At 46.9% G+C, this 15511-nt stretch carries 13 protein-coding genes and 1 riboswitch; of the genes, 11 read left to right on the forward strand and 2 right to left on the reverse strand.

Annotated elements, in window-relative coordinates; all coding sequences use genetic code 11:
* Nucleotides 1-22: 22 nt before the first annotated feature.
* Together A7981_RS01025 and A7981_RS01030 are read right to left on the reverse strand one after the other, a co-directional pair.
* Nucleotides 23-1411, reverse strand: a complete 1389-nt coding sequence (locus tag A7981_RS01025) for a sigma-54 dependent transcriptional regulator (RefSeq protein WP_067262785.1) — start codon at nucleotides 1409-1411, stop codon at nucleotides 23-25.
* Nucleotides 1412-3109, reverse strand: coding sequence for a sensor histidine kinase (locus A7981_RS01030; RefSeq protein WP_082889171.1), 1698 nt, complete (start codon nucleotides 3107-3109; stop codon nucleotides 1412-1414).
* A gap of 107 nt (nucleotides 3110-3216) precedes the next feature.
* On the opposite strand from A7981_RS01030, the gene A7981_RS01035 reads away from it, so the two are divergent.
* The 11 genes from A7981_RS01035 to mutY all read left to right on the forward strand — a co-directional run bounded on the left by A7981_RS01035 (nucleotide 3217) and on the right by mutY (nucleotide 15485).
* On the forward strand, nucleotides 3217-4218 hold the full coding sequence (locus A7981_RS01035) for a hypothetical protein (RefSeq protein ID WP_067262788.1): 1002 nt from the start codon (nucleotides 3217-3219) through the stop codon (nucleotides 4216-4218).
* Nucleotides 4218-4691: a hypothetical protein gene (locus A7981_RS01040; RefSeq protein ID WP_067262791.1), complete on the forward strand. Its 474-nt coding sequence runs from the start codon at nucleotides 4218-4220 to the stop codon at nucleotides 4689-4691. The genes A7981_RS01035 and A7981_RS01040 overlap by 1 nt, the downstream gene beginning before the upstream one ends.
* Before the next feature lie 74 nt (nucleotides 4692-4765).
* Nucleotides 4766-4874: riboswitch (TPP riboswitch) on the forward strand.
* Between the two features lie 55 nt (nucleotides 4875-4929).
* Nucleotides 4930-6816 carry a phosphomethylpyrimidine synthase ThiC gene (thiC, locus tag A7981_RS01045; RefSeq protein ID WP_067262793.1) on the forward strand — a complete coding sequence of 629 codons (1887 nt, stop codon included), beginning with the start codon at nucleotides 4930-4932 and terminating at the stop codon, nucleotides 6814-6816.
* Nucleotides 6817-6891: 75 nt separating this feature from the next.
* Nucleotides 6892-7614 (forward strand): hypothetical protein, encoded by a 723-nt coding sequence (locus A7981_RS01050; RefSeq protein WP_131800924.1) that lies wholly within the window; start codon nucleotides 6892-6894, stop codon nucleotides 7612-7614.
* 185 nt (nucleotides 7615-7799) lie between these two features.
* Nucleotides 7800-8282, forward strand: coding sequence for a cupin domain-containing protein (locus A7981_RS01055; RefSeq protein ID WP_067262800.1), 483 nt, complete (start codon nucleotides 7800-7802; stop codon nucleotides 8280-8282).
* 630 nt (nucleotides 8283-8912) lie between these two features.
* Nucleotides 8913-10034, forward strand: coding sequence for a pseudouridine synthase (locus A7981_RS01060; RefSeq protein WP_067266337.1), 1122 nt, complete (start codon nucleotides 8913-8915; stop codon nucleotides 10032-10034).
* A gap of 14 nt (nucleotides 10035-10048) precedes the next feature.
* Nucleotides 10049-10441, forward strand: a complete 393-nt coding sequence (locus A7981_RS01065; protein ID WP_067262803.1) for a YidB family protein — start codon at nucleotides 10049-10051, stop codon at nucleotides 10439-10441.
* Between the two features lie 68 nt (nucleotides 10442-10509).
* Nucleotides 10510-11331: an undecaprenyl-diphosphate phosphatase gene (locus A7981_RS01070; RefSeq protein ID WP_067262806.1), complete on the forward strand. Its 822-nt coding sequence runs from the start codon at nucleotides 10510-10512 to the stop codon at nucleotides 11329-11331.
* Nucleotides 11332-11342: 11 nt separating this feature from the next.
* Entirely contained in the window at nucleotides 11343-11969 is a 627-nt protein-coding gene (locus tag A7981_RS01075) for an exopolysaccharide biosynthesis protein (RefSeq protein WP_067262809.1), read from the forward strand.
* A 71-nt stretch (nucleotides 11970-12040) separates the two neighbouring features.
* The gene (locus tag A7981_RS01080) at nucleotides 12041-14419 is read left to right on the forward strand and encodes an AsmA family protein (protein ID WP_067262811.1); all 2379 of its coding nucleotides are present in this window, start codon (nucleotides 12041-12043) and stop codon (nucleotides 14417-14419) included.
* Between the two features lie 4 nt (nucleotides 14420-14423).
* Entirely contained in the window at nucleotides 14424-15485 is a 1062-nt protein-coding gene (gene mutY / locus A7981_RS01085) for an A/G-specific adenine glycosylase (protein ID WP_067262814.1), read from the forward strand.
* The last annotated feature ends 26 nt before the right edge of the window (nucleotides 15486-15511 follow it).

Below are 15511 nucleotides of genomic sequence, written 5' to 3' on the forward strand. Positions count from 1 at the left end.
ATGCGAGCGATTAGAATGGTATCTACGACTGTTTATCCGTTATTTTATAGCGGCTTAACTTATACCAGAGTGAGCGCTCGCTGATGTCTAAAAGTCTCGCAGCCCGGCTTTTATTACCATCGGAGGATTTAAGTGCGGTCTCAATGAGCTTTTTCTCTAAAGTTTCAACTGCCAACGGTAGTGAAAAGTTGGTTTCTGGCGTCGAAGTACTCGTCAAGGGGTCGCTCTGTTGTAATGCATGTTCGGGTTCAGTATTATTGAATTCGAGCATTTCAACGGGCAAATGCTCAGTCGTGATTGTGCGGTTACTGCAGACGATGGCAGCGCGCTCAAGTACGTTTTCTAGTTCACGAACATTCCCTGGCCAAGGATACTGCTCTAAAGCTTCTATGGCTTGGGCGTTGATATTGATTTCACGGCGTTTAAGAATATGCCTGACCAACATGGCAATATCACCTGTCCGCTTTCTGAGTGGTGGCAAATCAATGCGAAATACGTTCAGGCGGTAGTAGAGGTCTTCGCGTAACTTTCCTTCTTTAATCGCCTCTAAAGGGTCACGGTTCGTCGCGGCAACAACGCGGATATTCACTGTAATCGGATGATTGCTGCCGAGGCGTTCGATGACGCCTTCTTGTAAGGCACGTAGTAGTTTTGCCTGCAATGCGATTGGCATTTCGGTGATCTCATCGAGAAAGAGTGTGCCGCCATCCGCAAGCTCGAATTTGCCGACCCGCTCTTTAACTGCACCAGTAAATGCACCGCGTTCATGCCCGAAAAGTTCAGACTCCAGTATGTCGACCGGAATAGCCGCACAATTAACTGCCACAAAAAGTGCGTTTTTTCTCGGAGAAAGATCATGGATGGCGTGCGCAACCAGCTCTTTTCCCGTACCTGTCTCACCTGCAATCAAGGCAGTTGCTTTTTCAGGGGCTACTTGCGCAATCAATTGATGCACTTTTTGAATAGCGGCACTTCCACCAATCAGGCTTTTTACATCGCGATTCGCTTCATCACGTAAGAACTGATTTTCTATTTTAAGGCGTGTGATGGATAAAGCCTTTGTGATCGCGATCTCCAATGTTTCAAGATCAAAAGGGCGCAAGATGTAATCCGATGCGCCTAATTTCATCGCGGCTATCGCCGATGCGATCTCGCCCTGTGCTGTGACGATAATCACCGGTGTCTCGATAACCTCGTTGCGCATAGTTTCCAGCAGTTTCAGGCCATCCATCACTGGCATGTGCAGATCGCTGACGACCAAGTCAGCGCCACCCTGCCTTAATATATCAAGTGCTTCACGCCCATTTTGTGCCAAAACCGGTTGATATCCCGCCTGCCGCAGGCTGATTTCAAGCAGGCGGCGCATATTGGGCTCGTCATCCAGCGCTAATACGCGTTGTAATTTACTCATTTATTCATGACCTTCATGTGTATGATTTTGGGCCAGCATGGGCAATGTAATGCGGAATTCTGCGCCTTCCATTTTACTTGAGCTAACGTTGATCGTGCCATGGTGCGCGAGTACGATCTGCCGTGCAACAGCTAGCCCCAAGCCCACCCCACCTGCGCGTTGTGTGAAGAATGGATCGAATATCTGAGTACGTTGTTCTGGAGTGACCCCAGGCCCATTATCCGCAACAATAATCACAGCGCTCTCCATGGATTGCGCGATGCTAACAAGAATCTTGCCGTTTTCAGGGAGAATCTGGATCGCGTTCAAAATGAGATTTAGCAGCACTTGGGTGATCTGTTCTGCATCGCATAGTGCAGAGATTTGCGCTGGGCTATCACAGGTGAGGCTGATATTCTTTTTCTGTGCTTGCATGCGTAGCATGGCGACAGATTGCTGGGCGATTTCGGAGAGATCGGTAGGTAATAGTTCTGGCGTGCGCGGGCGTGCTGAGTCGATCAAGGTGGAAACCAGTTTATTCAAACGTTCTGTTTCATTGATGATGAATCCACAGACCTCTTTGCCTTCCTGACTCAGATTAGGCTCGCGTAACAGCACCTGTGCCGATGACCTTAATATGCCTAGCGGTGTACGTACTTCATGGCTCATGGCAGCTGCCATCTCACCTGCAACTGCAAGCTTTGCTGCCCGCGTCAGGTTTTCTTTCGATAGCTCAAGGTCAGAGATCATCTTGTTGAAAGCTTGCGAAAGTTGATTGATCTCTTCCGGGCCACCTAGTTGGGGGGCTAGTTCGTTTTGCGTGCGCATAAACCCGCTGGCAAATCGCGTGAGTTTTGCCAGCGGGTTGGTGATGGCGGTGGCAACAGGTACGGCAATCGCCATGGCTAGCAATACACTCAAGACCAATAAACCGATGAAGATATATGCCATGTGGCGGACAGGCGTTAGCGCTTGGGCACGATTTTGGATGATGGAAACATGCCAGTTAAAACCTGAGAACCCTTGGTAGCCGTTAGAGACAGCATTTGCTGTGAGCTTTTTCGCTTGTAGCGTCTTTTCCCAGCGTGAGGTGCTGGATAACACATTGCCTTCTGCATCTATCAATGCTGAACCGCCTCTGGCAGAGGCGGCCGATTCCAGTACGCGATGCACCTGCTCCCAATTAAATATGGCGACTAATGTGCCTGCCGACTCTCCGGTGATGAGGTCGGGAATATTGACCGAAATCGGGATGCGATCATATTGCAGCTTGGATAGCCGGATGTTGGTTTTGGATATATTCGTACTCAGCCATGGATCAAGAAGCCGTATCTTCATGCCAATCTGATTCGGGTTGCTTGAGGCGACTACGATGCCTTGGGTATCGATGACATACAGCTCTCTATAGACCTCGCCATAGCTGATTTTCAGATTATCCAGAAATTTGGAAAGCCGTTTATCAATGTCCCCTATCCTGACATCCTGCATCACTTCGAGATTGCTCCATGATGCGATATTCTGCATGCGCTCAAGCATCATACGGTCAATTTCATCTGAAGCGGCCGCCGCCTGTGATTCCATATATCGCTGGATCTCAGTCCTTAATGCATCACGTGCTTCATAAAATGCCAGACCTGTGATGAGCACCGATGGCAGTAACCCTGCCAGCAAAAATGCGCCGACCATGATGTGGTGTATAGGTAATGCTTTTTTGAGCATGTGCTTCAGCAGAAAAGGAGAAAAGAATTTAAGTTGGGCATTGTTTTAATCACTGCGCTACCATACGCAAAACTGTAAGTTCTGTAATTATCAGGCAGGATTTGAAAATGCAAACAATATTGAGAACCACCTGGTTGATAATCAGTGTAGCTGTCGGATTAGCCATCTGCAAGCCAGTATTCGCCGGTGAAGAAACGGGCACACTATTGGATGGTTTCAAGCTCGGCGGATACAGCAGTGCCGGTGTCAACCTGCATCCTAATGGCGATTTGGACGGTGCCCTGAATGAAGCCAGCCTGTTTATCAGTTGGGAAGGCAATAGTCGCCTGCGTTTTTTCTCTGAGATTGAAGTAGAGCGTCCGCTGCAGTGGGGACCCGGTGAGACGCTGACGAGTAAAGACGCGTTCATCGATATTGAGCGTTTATATCTCGACTACAACGTCTCTGAAAAAATTAACGTACGTGGGGGACGTTTTCTTACCCCTGCCGGTCAGTGGAACGTTAAGCATGCGGCACCGTTGGTCTGGACATCGTCCCGGCCGTTGGTCACCAGCCGACTTTTCCCTGAATCCATCAATGGCATCATGATCTATGGTGCTACCCCACTGGATAACAAAGCGTTCGAGTACACGTTCTATATAGATACCTTACAGCAGGATAGCCGCGACAAATATGCGATCTCCTATAAAGATGCAAAAGGGATGCGACTCGCGGTTACAGGCAAGATCAACGTAGGCTTTTCCTTACTCGATATCAGCGAGGCTGAGGTGGGCGGAGAGCGTTACCGTATGTTCGGTCTGGATTTCATGACCAAACGTAACGGTTGGGAATTCAGTGGCGAAGCGATGCAACGCTATACCACCGGTGGTGCTGATGGCGGTAGTGGTGCCTATCTTCAAGGTGTTGCGCCGCTTGGCAATAACTGGTTTGCCGTTTCGCGGGTTGAGAATTTCAAGCGCCCACTGGAGGGTTCCAGCGAGCGGTGGTTGATCGGTACGGCTTGGAAGATGACAGCCAATAAGACGATCAAAATAGAATATGTCGGCGGTGATAAAGAGCGATTTGAATCACCTAAAGGCTTATTGGCATCCTTTGCGATCCTGTTTTGATGCGTAAGTTGATTATCCTGATGGTTGTTGTGCTTGTATGGCCCGTTGTCGTGCCAGCAGCGGATAACAATGTCATTGCGATCATCGTGCAGCGTAACCAGGTGACGCATCAAATGGATACTGCCGAATTGGCACTGATCTTCTGGCGTAAAAAGCTCTATTGGGTTGATAGCAAACCGATACAAGCCGTAAACCTTGCGACTGATAACCCTATTCGCCGACAATTCTCACAAAAGATATTAGGCGGTCTGCCAGAAAGTCAGACTGACTATTGGAACACCATGTACTTCCATGGTGTCTCGCCGCCGCACGTGGTCACCTCGCAAGAGGGTATGCTGCGTTTTGTCACAGAAACAGCAGGTGCAATCGGTTACATTGATGCGTGCAAAATGGATGATCGTATCAAGACAGTTGCGTGGTTGACAGCAAACGGCACAGTGACAACTAGCCAGCCGGCACTTGATTGTAACTAGCCCTGAGAGACCCTCTAACAAGCTGAAAAATAGCGATTAAACTTGCTTTTATTGCCTTTTTCGCGTAATTTTGAGCCCATTGCTAGGGGTCTGCTGCATCGGTTAAAACGGTGTGCGCAGTGAGAAAAACCCTTTGAACCTGATGCGGGTGATGCCGCCGTAGGAAAGCACGTATGTTCCCATCCCGCATGGCGAGCTGGTGCCTCCTTGATATTTTGTCTTTCTTGAAGGAGCATCCATGAATGCCACTGATAAAAATCTCCACGCTAAGTTTGTTAATGAAACCGCAGAAATTGATGCGGGAACGACTCAGCCTTTTGCCAATTCACGCAAGATCTATGTAGAAGGTTCACGCCCTGATATCCGTGTGCCTTTTCGTGAGATAAGTCTTTCCGATACACCCTCCGCATTCGGTGCTGAAAAGAATCCACCTGTCGTTGTGTATGACACATCCGGCCCTTACACTGATCCTGAAATCAAGATCGATATTCGTGATGGTTTGCCTGCCTTACGTGCAGGCTGGATCGAAGAGCGTAACGATACCGAGCAATTGGATGGGCCAAGCTCCGAATTCGGTTTGCAACGCAAAATCGACCCTGTATTGGCAGAGATGCGTTTTAATCTCACACGCCAGCCACGTCGTGCCAAGGCTGGCATGAATGTGAGCCAGATGCACTACGCACGTAAAGGCATCATCACACCGGAGATGGAATACATCGCGATTCGTGAGAACCAGCGTCGCGAGAACATGTCCACGCTATTGCAAACGCAACATGCGGGGCATGATTTTGGCGCAGCCATCCCTAAAGTGATCACGCCTGAATTCGTCCGTGATGAAGTGGCGCGTGGCCGTGCCATTATTCCTTTGAACATCAACCATCCTGAAATCGAGCCAATGATCATTGGTCGTAATTTCTTGGTGAAGATCAACGCCAATATCGGTAACTCAGCTTTAGGTTCTTCTATCAGTGAAGAAGTGGAAAAAATGGTATGGGGCACCCGTTGGGGTGGCGATACTGTGATGGATCTTTCCACAGGTAAGAACATCCATGAAACACGCGAATGGATCATTCGTAATAGTCCAGTCCCGATTGGTACCGTGCCGATTTATCAAGCACTTGAGAAAGTGAATGGCAAGGCAGAAGACCTGACTTGGGAAATCTTCCGCGATACCTTGATCGAGCAAGCTGAGCAGGGCGTAGATTACTTTACTATCCATGCTGGCGTACGTCTGGCTTACATCCCGATGACTGCCAAACGTATGACCGGTATCGTGTCACGCGGTGGTTCGATTATGGCGAAATGGTGTTTGGCGCACCATAAGGAATCATTCTTGTATGAGCACTTTGAAGACATCTGCGAGATCATGAAGCAGTACGATGTCAGTTTCAGTTTGGGTGATGGTTTGCGTCCAGGCTCTATTTACGATGCCAACGATGAAGCGCAATTCGCTGAGTTGAAGACATTGGGTGAGTTGACACAGATCGCATGGAAACATGATGTTCAATGCATGATCGAAGGTCCTGGCCACGTACCGATGCACCTCATCAAAGAGAATATGGATCTGCAACTGGAGCATTGCGGTGAAGCTCCTTTCTACACATTAGGCCCTTTGACGACAGATATCGCCCCTGGGTATGACCACATCACATCAGGTATCGGTGCTGCGATGATCGGCTGGTACGGCTGTGCGATGCTTTGCTACGTGACACCTAAAGAGCATTTAGGCCTGCCTGATAAAGAAGATGTGCGCGTTGGTATCATCACTTACAAGATCGCCGCCCACGCTGCTGACTTGGCTAAGGGTCACCCTGGAGCGCAGATTCGTGACAATGCGTTATCTAAGGCACGTTTCGAGTTCCGTTGGGAAGATCAATTTAATCTTGGCCTTGATCCAGAAAAAGCCAAGGAATTCCATGACGAAACACTGCCGCAAGAAGGTGCTAAACAAGCGCATTTCTGTTCTATGTGCGGCCCACACTTCTGCTCAATGAAAATCTCACAAGATGTACGTGATTATGCCGCGGAACAAGGTATCAATGAGCAGGATGCACTGGTCAAAGGCATGCAGGAAAAAGCCATCGAGTTTGTGAAAAAGGGTTCTGAGGTTTATCAAAAAGTATAGTTTGAGCTACTTTTAATATTCCGGACAGCCAGCCTTGTGTTGGCTGTTTTCTTTTCCGCTAAAGCTATAAAAAATATGACCTCGCAACTAATCAAATCCTTTTTCTTCATGATCAGTTTGAATTGGGCATATGCTCAAGCTGAACCAAGTTTTCCCTTGGTATCTAACATCGCCGCTGTCTGGAATCTTTCAGCCCAGCCTTGTAATGGTGATATTGGGAGCATGATGGATCGCAGTCCAGACCAAGCCAAAATTCAGAAAGAAAAAGTATTATCCTTTCCTTCCACTGGATTCAATATTCGCGTATTCCAGCATCCCGATATAACAAACTCATACTTAAAGATATTCCTGAGTGATCGATCCAGAGGTGTTGTAGACAATTACTTTTTGATCTCTTCAGAAGATCTATCTCCGCCCGTGGCTGCGATCGTGCTTACTGAGCTTCCTTCTCAATTCGATAATTCGGATAAAGTTTTTTCTGCTGTAGAAACGCTTGAAGGTCGACTTTCAGGAGATGCTCCAAAATTCGAGAAGATCAAAGGGCCGTATGGAGATGCATTACAAATGATTACGCTTAATCGTTTGAGCTCTCAATGTTTTCCTACAGCAAAGTTTTTAATTGGGTCAGATCCTGAAGATCGCACTATAGGTATAAGCAGGTTCGTGTTTACACAGGGAAGGTTAGTAGAGTTCTCTTTGATCTTAAGATTAAAGCGTGAAATAAATGATGAGAGCGCGAGAGTCTATGCTTCCCATATTATGGATGGGTTTTGGAAATCCTTTTTTCTAAAATATTAAGAATACCATTTCGAAACACTCACTGTATCTACTTGGTAATCTCCTTATTTTCTGTACTTGCAAACCATTGAAATCATTAGGCTGCACTAATAAATACCCTCATAGCATTTAGAAGCGTTTTATTTCAATATTCTTACTCTAAATTACATCAACGCTATGCTTTGATAGCACTAAAGGGAGTAAAAATGAGGTTTATATTATTAGTTTCAATGCTTGTGCTCGCCCATATGGCCTTCGCTGAAGACAAAATCGAGCGAATGTCTTTTGATAAGATGCAATCATTTCGTCCTGATCAAGTGAAATGGAATGATGAACTTATCCTTCCCAAAGGAGCTAAAAGCTCATTACTCATAGGCGATCCGACCAAGGCTGGAGTTTTTATTGTATGGCTCAAGTTTCCACCTAACTATCCTATCCCTGCGCACACCCATCCTTTTACAGAAGTAATCACCGTACTAAAGGGAAAGCTTGGAAATGGAATGGGTAAGACTTTTGATGCTAAACATGGCGAAGTGTTGAATCAAGGAGAAAGTTTTGTTCTGCCAGCCGGCCACTCACATTACGTGTGGACGACTGATGAAGAAACCATTGTCGAACTTATCGCCACGGGGCCATGGGATATCACTTATATAAACCCTGCTGATGACCCAAGGATTAAGAAGAAATAATAGACTCTTTCGGGCGGCTATATCTAAATAGTTGTCCTATTCATCATTTACGTTTAAGGGATGACGAATTTATCCAATGTGCTCAAAGCAGTAAGGGTAGACCAGAATCTAAAAACTGCTTGGTTTATTGAGGAATCTGCAAAAGCAGTGGCTAAATTTAATAGTAGCGGGGGTGTGGTTTTAGGATCAATCTAAAACCTAGTAGGGCTGCTTGTATCATTCTTGGGCTCTGGATAATATTCATTCATCCAACGAAATGTATATTGCTTCTAGCTGTTTTTAATTGAGGCAATTTCCCTACGAAAGTGCAATTCTCTTCATAGGCTATTGGAAGCTTTTCAAGCCTTTTCTCTGATTAATGTTTCTTGCCTTAAAACAAATTTCTCAATCTTCTTAATTTGTCCATGAAGTCGAGCTCTTTTATTAATAAGCCACTTTGAGGAGTGCGGGGTTACAATTCTGACCATCTCTTAATTTATATAAATTGGGGGAGTATTTCTTGGGTAACAGCTAATACATAGCGTTTTCCGCTGAATGATTCGTAGGATGCTGCTGTCCAATTTGCATCTTATGCATTCCGGCAGGGCAAAAGAAATATCGGTAGAATGGCACAATTACAAGGAAACACTTTTGGCTACGATTAAATTAAATACTAAACCGGTGACGGCTGATAAGACTTCGCGCAAGCCCGTCAGACCATTGGACCCCAATAAGCGTACGCGCACCTCTGCGCCAGCGCCTAAGCCATTTTCAGATGAAGTCGCTAATCCGACTATTGCTACAGCTCCCGCAACTGAACAAAAACCTGTTGTCCAGAAGAGCCAAAGTCAGCGCCAGCGTAATCATCGGCATGATGGAACATTACGTGAGTCTGATGCAAAGCCTCATCTGATTCGCGATGAAACTGGTCGCGATACACCGCGCCGTGGCGGCAAAACGCGTGATGGTTTCGAGGCCGGTAATTTCAATCGTGATAGGGCGACCAACCCTATGTTCGCGCCTAAGCCCCTGCCTACGAACCCTGATCAGCCAAGATTATCTAAACGGATGACAGAGCTAGGTTTGTGTTCACGCCGTGAAGCGGATGAATGGATTTCGAATGGTTGGGTGAGTGTAGATGGCGTTGTAGTCGATGTGCTCGGTACGCGTGTTTCGCTTGATGCAACGATTGAAGTTAGCAAGGCCGCGCAACAACATCAGTCAGAAACAGTCACTATTATTCTGCATAAACCGATGGGGTATGTATCAGGTCAGGCAGAAGATGGTTACCAACCAGCGATCACGCTGATCAATCCTGATAATCACTGGGCTGAAGATCCAAGTTCGACATTTTTTAAACGCGGGCATCTACAAGGCTTGGCGCCTGCTGGGCGTTTGGATATCGATTCAACCGGTTTGCTGGTGTTTACGCAGGATGGACGTATCGCCAAGCATTTGATTGGTGAGAACTCTACGGTTGAAAAAGAATACTTGGTTCGGGTGGAAGGTACGCTATCAGCTGAAGGCTTAAAAAAGCTCAACTTCGGATTGTCACTTGACGGTGTTAACCTGAAACCAGCTAAAGTCTCATGGCAGAACGAAGACCAGTTGCGTTTTGTTTTACGTGAAGGCCGCAAGCGCCAGATTCGCCGCATGTGTGAACTCGTGGGCATACATGTGGTCGGTCTTAAACGTATACGCATCGGTAGCGTGACACTGAGTAGCTTGCCTGTAGGCGCATGGCGTTACTTACGCATGAATGAAAGATTTTAGGGGTATAGCGCTTTATGGGATTGTTTGATCGTATTGCGGGCTCAGTCGCGAGCAAGTTCGCGGGTGCCAATGGGCCGATGATCCAGTTAGCGATCGACCTGTTTAATGAACATGGTGGTTTGGTAGGCGTGCTGGATAAGTTTAAGGCGCAGGGGTTTGCTGATGAGGTCGCGTCTTGGCTGGGTGATGGAGAGAATCTGCCGATCAAACCTGCACAAGTACAAAAAGTGCTCGGACGTGAGACCTTGCAAGATATCGCAAGCAAATTCGAGATGAGTGCTAAAGAGGTCTCTGAGAAGCTGGCTGAGTACCTGCCCAAGGTGGTCGATAGATTGAGCCCCGATGGCAAAGTGCCGGTCAGCCAATCGGCATTATTGTTGCAAGCGATGTCCTTATTCAAGAGCTAGTAAGTGATTGTTTTGAGGGGCAGGTTGTCCCTTATTTATTTCATCCGATTATTTAGAATTGTTGATTTATGGATTTATTGATTTTACTGAAGGCTTTTATTCTTGGCGTGGTCGAAGGTGCGACAGAGTTCTTGCCAGTAAGCAGTACCGGGCATTTGATTGTGATTGGCGATTTGCTGAATTTCAATGACGATAAAGGCAAAGTCTTCGAGATCGTGATCCAGTTGGGTGCGATATTAGCGATTTGTTGGGAATACCGTATTCGCCTTAAGAATGTCGCACTGGGTTTAAGTAGTAGCTTACAGTCACAGAAATTCGTGCTGAATGTATTTATCGGTTTTCTCCCGGCAGCAGTGCTTGGTTTGATATTTCATCATCAGATCAAGACGTATCTTTTTTCCCCTATCAATGTCGCCGTAGCGTTGATCGTCGGTGGCTTTATTATCCTGCTCGTTGAACGTAAATATGCTTCTGCAACGCAGACAGAAGCTGTTTCGCCAACAGTCGATGCCATTACGCCGATACAGGCGCTGAAAATCGGGTTTGCGCAATCTATCGCGATGATTCCGGGCGTTTCACGTTCTGGTGCTACGATTCTTGGTGGAATGATATTTGGCCTCTCACGCCAAGCTGCAACCGAGTTTTCGTTCTTTCTGGCGATTCCCGTGATGTTTGCTGCAAGCGCGTATGATCTTTATAAGAATTGGGCATTATTCGATATTCATGATCTGCCGATTTTTGCTGTTGGCTTTATTACGGCATTTTTGGCGGCATTGATCGCGGTCAAGACATTGGTGCGTTATGTGGCCAATCATGATTTTCGTATTTTTGCTTACTACCGCATCATCTTTGGTAGTTTGGTACTTATCTATCTGTGGAAATTTGCCTGAATGTCACTTAAATGAGTAGTTATGAAGATATCGTCGCTACTCTGAATCGATTCGCGGAGGAAGCCAAGGTCAAGCCCCTGACCTTTGGTGAGGCGCTAGATAGTTTAGACCAAGCTGCTTATGCGCTGATCGCATTGATCCTCGTGTTGCCTTTTATGCAACCGGTACCCTTAGGGCCGCTGACGGTGGTCGGTGGTTTGACCTTTGCCACACTCGGATGGCAAATGTGGCGCGGCAATGATTCCCCGGTATTGCCGCAGAATATCCGTAAGATCGCGATGAGTGAGAAAACATGGCGGATACTGGTTACTGTTTGTTTAAAAGTGATCAACTTTTGTACGCGATTTACCAAGCCACGCTATTTTTCTCTAGTCAGAGGTGAGCGAGGAAGAAAGATCGGCGCAATTATCTTTATCTCCGCAGGTTTGCTGATGGCGATCCCATTTGGCGTACTGCCGTTTAATAATGTGCTGCCTGGGTTTGCGATCCTGTTTTATTGCCTGAGCCAGTTTGAAGAAGATGGCCTGATGGTCATGATCAGTTTCTTTTGGCTGATCTTTACCGTGGTATATTTTGTAATATTCTTCTTTGCCCTATGGTACTTGGGCTCTGCCGCGGTGATGCGCTGGTTTTCTTAGACACATAGTACGAGTGTTAAACTTGTACTACATGCATTAGCTACTTTTTAAGCTAAAGTCAGGATTCCCCCATGAAAAAAATGCTTAAGATATCTCTACTGATTGCAGTTAGCCTGTTGGCTTTATTGTTGATCGCTGTCGCTATCTTTGCCGCTACGTTTAATCCCAACGACTACAAGCCGCTCATCGTTAAATTGGTGCAAGAGAAAAAACAGCGCACCCTGAATATCGAAGGCGATATTAAGTTGGCTTTCTGGCCTAAGCTAGGGGCTGATTTGGGCAGGATATGGCTTTCTGAGCATGCCAGCGATAAGGAGTTCGCCTCTGTCAAAGGTTTAAAAGTCTCACTTGCGCTACTACCGTTGCTAAAGAAAGAATTGGTCGTCGATACCATCTATGTCGATGGTGCCAAAGCCAATATCGTGCGTTTTAAAGATGGCACGACCAATATAGACGATCTGCTCAGCCAAGAGGAGGGCGCATCCGAACAAGTTAAATTCGATATCGATGGTGTGAACGTGACAGATTCAGCCGTGAGCTTTACTGATGAGCCGGCGAATACCAAATATGCATTAAATAAATTCAACCTTAAGGCAGGCCATGTGGCATTAGGGGTGCCATTCGATCTGGCAGCGGACTTTGCAATAGAGGCAAGTAAACCTACAGTGCTTGCTACTGCCGATATTCAAGGTAATTTCATGGCCGATCCTGAAACTCAACATTTTGTAGCCAAAGGCCTGAATGTATTGGTTAAGGGTAATCTCGCGACCTTGAATGATGCTGAAGTGAAGCTCGCGGGCGATATAGATGCCAAGCCTGAAAATATGGAAGTGCTGGTAGATAGCCTGAAGCTTGCCGCAATCGGCATGCTTGATGGTGCGAAGGTCAAGGCCGAATTCGCGGCGCCTTCACTCGTCATCCAGAACGACAAAGTGAGCGGTAAAACAGCTAAGCTTGATGTTCAACAGGAAAAAGGCAGCGATACACTAAAAGCTAAGTTGCAGATCGCAGATATCAGCGGTTCACCAACCGCGATTCGAAGTAGCGCCATCAGTGGTGAAATCTCTGCTGACCAGGGCACGCGTCACTTGGTGGGGAAATTCTCTTCGCCTTTTACAGGCAATATTGAAAAGCTAATTTTTGATCTCCCCAAGTTGGTAGGTAATGTCGATGTCAAAGATTCCGCTATCCCTAAAGGGGCACTAAAAGCTGATTTTGCGCTGAATGTTCATGCCGATATCAAACAGGAGAAAGTCAGTAGCAATTTCAATTTGGCCATAGATGAATCTAAGATTAAAGGCATGCTTGGTATTAACCGCTTTGCGCAACCGACCCTAGATTTTGATATCGATATCGACAAACTGGATGCCGATCGTTATATCGTTAAGTCAGCTGGCTCAGCCAAACCTGCAACTGCAGAACAAAAAACGGCTAACCCGAAAACCACGGATACGCCAATCGACCTCAGTGGATTGAAACAATTCAATGCCAATGGCGAGTTACGTATCGGCTGGCTAAAACTGGCCAACGTGAGAAGTACCAATGTGCGCATCAAACTCAAGGCTCATGACGGTGTAGCAGAGTTAATACCTTTCTCAGCATCTTTATATGAAGGTACGATGAATGGTGCCTTGAAAGTGGATGCGCGTAGTACGCCGAATATCAGCTTTAAGCAGAATATGAAGAATATTGCGATTGGCCCCTTGCTGACGGACGCGATCAACAACGATATGTTGAACGGTAAAGGTAATCTGGATATAGATATCACGACACAAGGGGCGACAGTCAATGCCCTGAAAAAAGTCTTGAACGGCACTCTAGCCATGAATCTGGCAGATGGGGCTGTGAAGGGAATCGATATTGCAGGCACTTTGCGTAGCGTAAAAGATAGGCTCAACGTACTAAAAGGGCAGAGCAAAATTGAAGGTGATAAAAGCAAGAAAACGGATTTTAGTGGGCTGCTCGCCAGCTTCAATATAAAGAATGGCGTTGCTCACAATGACGACCTGAGCATGAAAGCTCCACTATTCCGTATCACCGGTAGAGGTGATATCGATATCTATAATGAAACCATCGATTACCTCGCAAAGCCTACCGTAGTCAATACGCTAAAAGGGCAAGGTGGCGCTGATTTGGAGGCGATGAATGGCCTGACTATCCCCATCAAGTTGACTGGCACTTTTGCCAAACCTGAGTATGCGATTGATTTCGCCGGGTTAGCGGCTGCTGTTGCCAAGAATAAACTGCTTGATGGTGTCGGTGGTAGTAAAGGTGACGCTATCAAAGGCCTGCTAGGCGATGGCAACAAAGAGGATGCGTTGAAATCGCTCTTGGGAAATAAGAAAAAGAATGAAACGAAACCAGCGGATGATAGCCAAGCCCCTGCACCTGCAAAACCGACATCAAAAGAAAAAGCTGAAAAGAAGTTGAATAAACTATTAGGGTTTTAACACGATGCAAGACTTTTCAACTCGCTTGATCGTTTGGCAAAAAGTGCATGGTCGCCACGACTTGCCTTGGCAGAATACGCGCGACCCTTATGCCATATGGGTATCTGAGATCATGCTGCAACAAACGCAAGTGGCTGCTGTCATCGGGTATTACCAGAAGTTTATGCAGCGCTTTCCTACTGTTGCCAGTCTTGCCGCTGCAAGTCAGGAAGAAGTGCTGCAATACTGGAGCGGTCTTGGCTATTACTCACGTGCACGCAATCTGCATAAAGCGGCAGGTATCATCATGGAAGAACATGCTGGTGATTTCCCGCAAGATGTTGAAGCCATTCAGGCGCTACCCGGTATTGGGCGCTCTACTGCGGCGGCCATTGCCTCGTTTGCTTTCGATCAGGTAAAGGCGATTCTGGATGGCAACGTAAAACGGGTATTCGCACGCCACTTTTTAGTGGAGGGTTGGCCAGGATTACCAAAGGTTGAAAATAAGCTCTGGTTACTTGCCGAAGCGTTGCTACCAGAGACCGATATGGTCGCCTATACACAAGGCTTGATGGATCTAGGTGCAACCCTTTGTACGCGTAGCAAGCCCAAATGTATGAGCTGCCCCCTCCAACATAGTTGTGCTGCATTCGCTCAAGGCAAGGTGGCAAGCCTACCTACTTCCAAACCACGCAAAGCCACACCAGAAAAACATACCACGATGCTCATTGTGCGTAGTGGAAATGAGGTGATGTTAGAGAAACGTGCGTCGACAGGCATTTGGGGTGGTCTTTGGAGCTTTCCCGAGATGATGGCAGATGAATCTCCTGAGACAGTATCCAAATGTCGTTTGGGTCTTGAGGTGGAGGTGGCGCCGCCGCTTGCATTGCTGACCCATGCATTTACACACTTTAAACTGCATATCTCGCCCCAGCCCGTATGGGCTGCGGCAAAATCGCTTCAGGCGGCTGAGCCTAATTACATCTGGCTGGATATTGAAGATGCCATTGGGGCGGCATTACCTACGCCGGTACGTAAGATATTGCTCGACCTGAAATCAAAAAAGCAGCCTGAGCTGCCTTTTTGATAAACATGGTGATTTACTTGGTATCG

It is taken from the genome of Methylovorus sp. MM2 (assembly GCF_001648895.1).
Lineage (GTDB): Bacteria > Pseudomonadota > Gammaproteobacteria > Burkholderiales > Methylophilaceae > MM1.

Coding starts and splice junctions, on each gene's coding strand:
- A7981_RS01065 (WP_067262803.1), top strand. CDS start 10,049: ATGGGATTGTTTGATCGTATTGCGGGCTCAGTCGCGAGCAAGTTCGCG.
- A7981_RS01055 (WP_067262800.1), top strand. CDS start 7,800: ATGAGGTTTATATTATTAGTTTCAATGCTTGTGCTCGCCCATATGGCC.
- A7981_RS01040 (WP_067262791.1), top strand. CDS start 4,218: ATGCGTAAGTTGATTATCCTGATGGTTGTTGTGCTTGTATGGCCCGTT.
- A7981_RS01030 (WP_082889171.1), bottom strand. CDS start 3,109: ATGCTCAAAAAAGCATTACCTATACACCACATCATGGTCGGCGCATTT.
- A7981_RS01070 (WP_067262806.1), top strand. CDS start 10,510: ATGGATTTATTGATTTTACTGAAGGCTTTTATTCTTGGCGTGGTCGAA.
- A7981_RS01080 (WP_067262811.1), top strand. CDS start 12,041: ATGAAAAAAATGCTTAAGATATCTCTACTGATTGCAGTTAGCCTGTTG.
- A7981_RS01050 (WP_131800924.1), top strand. CDS start 6,892: ATGACCTCGCAACTAATCAAATCCTTTTTCTTCATGATCAGTTTGAAT.
- A7981_RS01075 (WP_067262809.1), top strand. CDS start 11,343: ATGAGTAGTTATGAAGATATCGTCGCTACTCTGAATCGATTCGCGGAG.
- A7981_RS01025 (WP_067262785.1), bottom strand. CDS start 1,411: ATGAGTAAATTACAACGCGTATTAGCGCTGGATGACGAGCCCAATATG.
- thiC (WP_067262793.1), top strand. CDS start 4,930: ATGAATGCCACTGATAAAAATCTCCACGCTAAGTTTGTTAATGAAACC.
- A7981_RS01035 (WP_067262788.1), top strand. CDS start 3,217: ATGCAAACAATATTGAGAACCACCTGGTTGATAATCAGTGTAGCTGTC.
- mutY (WP_067262814.1), top strand. CDS start 14,424: ATGCAAGACTTTTCAACTCGCTTGATCGTTTGGCAAAAAGTGCATGGT.